1 protein-coding gene is annotated in these 2,050 nt (G+C 69.8%); it reads right to left on the reverse strand.

The features are described 5' to 3' along the window. Window positions 1-171: 171 nt before the first annotated feature. The gene (locus tag ADL12_RS21330; RefSeq protein ID WP_079052188.1) at window positions 172-1,815 is read right to left on the reverse strand and encodes a long-chain fatty acid--CoA ligase; all 1,644 of its coding nucleotides are present in this window, start codon (window positions 1,813-1,815) and stop codon (window positions 172-174) included. Between the last annotated feature and the right edge of the window lie 235 nt (window positions 1,816-2,050).

Below are 2,050 nucleotides of genomic sequence, written 5' to 3' on the forward strand. Positions count from 1 at the left end.
GGCGGGGTGTGCGCGGTGGCGGGGGTTTGGCTGGTGCTGGGGTGGGGGCTCACTGCGGTACGGCGGTGAAAGTGCCGCACGGCAATGAAGTCGCGGCGTCGGCGGTCGGGACGGGTGCCGGCCACGGAAGAGCGCGTCCCGTCCCGGCCCGTCCCGGCCACCGTATGGGTGTCAGAGCTGGGTGATGTCCAGGTTGCCCTCGGCGTACTGCCTGCGCAGCACCTTCTTGTCGAACTTGCCGACGCTCGTCTTCGGCACCGCCGGGATCACCGTCCAGCGCTCCGGGAGCTGCCACTTGGCGATCTTGCCCTCGTCGGCGAGGAAGGCGCGCAGGGTCTCGAAGTCGGCGGTGGCGCCCTCCTTGAGGACGACCGTGGCCAGCGGGCGCTCGCCCCACTTGTCGTCGGGGACGGCGACCACGGCGGCCTCGGCGACGTCCGGGTGGGACATCAGGGCGTTCTCGAGCTCGACCGAGGAGATCCACTCGCCGCCGGACTTGATGACGTCCTTGGCGCGGTCGGTGAGGGTGAGGAAGCCGTCGGGGGAGATGGTGCCGACGTCGCCGGTCTTCAGCCAGCCGTCCTCGCTGAACTTGTCGGCGGGGCACAGGGGTTCGCTGTCCGGGCCGTTGTAGTAGGCGCCCGCGATCCAGGGGCCGCGCACCTCCAACTCGCCGGCCGACTCGCCGTCCCACGGGATGCGCTCGCCGCCGGGGCCGGTGAGGCGGGCCTCGACGCTCGTCGGGAAACGGCCCTGGGTGAGCCGGTACGCGAACTCCTCCTCCGTACCGACCGCATGCGCGGGCGGACGGGCGATGGTGCCGAGCGGGGAGGTCTCCGTCATGCCCCAGGCGTGGCAGACCCGCATGCCCAGCTTGTCGAACGCCTGCATGAGCGAGGGCGGGCAGGCCGAGCCGCCGATCGTGACCTGGCCGAGGGTGGAGACGTCCCGGGGCTTCGCGGTGAGCTCGGCGAGCAGGCCCTGCCAGATGGTGGGCACGGCGGCGGCGTGGGTCGGCCTCTCGCCCTCGATCATCTCGGCGAGGGGCGCGGGCTGGAGGAAGCGGTCCGGCATCAGCATGTTGATGCCGGTCATGAAGGTGGCGTGCGGCAGGCCCCAGGCGTTGACGTGGAACTGGGGGACCACGATCAGCGACGTGTCCTGGTCCGTCAGTCCCATCGACTGGGCCATGTTGACCTGCATGGAGTGCAGGTAGACGGAGCGGTGGGAGTAGACGACACCCTTCGGGTCCCCGGTCGTCCCGGAGGTGTAGCACATCGAGGCGGCCTGACGTTCGTCCAGCTCCGGCCAGTCGTACGTCGTCGGCTTCCCGGCGATCAGCTCCTCGTACTCATGCACCTGCACGGACGCGCTCGCCAGAGCGGAACGGTCACCCGGCCCCGACACGACCACATGCTTGACCGTCTTGAGGTGCGGCAGCAGCGGGGCGAGCAGAGGGAGAAGCGAACCGTTGGCGATGACCACCCGGTCGGCCGCGTGGTTGACGATCCAGGCCAACTGCTCGGCCGGGAGGCGGAGGTTGAGGGTGTGCAGGATCGCGCCCATGGAGGGGATCGCGAAGTACGCCTCCACATGCTCGGCGTTGTTCCACATCAGGGTCGCGACCCGCTCGTCGCCGACCACGCCCAGGTCCTCGCGCAGGGCGTGCGCCAGCTGGGCCGCGCGCGCACCGACCTCAGCGAAGGAACGGCGGTGCGGCTCGGCCTCTCCGGTCCAGGTGGTGACCTGCGATGTGCCGTGGATCGTCGACCCGTGGGTCAGGATCCTCGAGATCAACAGCGGTACGTCCTGCATCGTGCTCAGCACGGCGTCCTCCCGGGGGCGACATTGCCTACGCGGTGGTAAGGGTTGCGGAGATTCTGCGCGCATACCGCGCGGTATGTCACTAGGGTCGGGCGATCGATCATGTCACGTTGCGTTCATGGGGGCGTGACGATAACGGGGGAGGCGGGGTGGATCGGGATGGATCGGGGTGGATGAGGGTTGATGGCGGCGGGATGGGTCGGTCGGGGGCAGGGGAGATCGGGGT

This window comes from Streptomyces regalis, assembly GCF_001509475.1.
Taxonomy (GTDB): domain Bacteria; phylum Actinomycetota; class Actinomycetes; order Streptomycetales; family Streptomycetaceae; genus Streptomyces; species Streptomyces regalis.

Coding starts and splice junctions, on each gene's coding strand:
- ADL12_RS21330 (WP_079052188.1), bottom strand. CDS start 1,815: ATGCAGGACGTACCGCTGTTGATCTCGAGGATCCTGACCCACGGGTCG.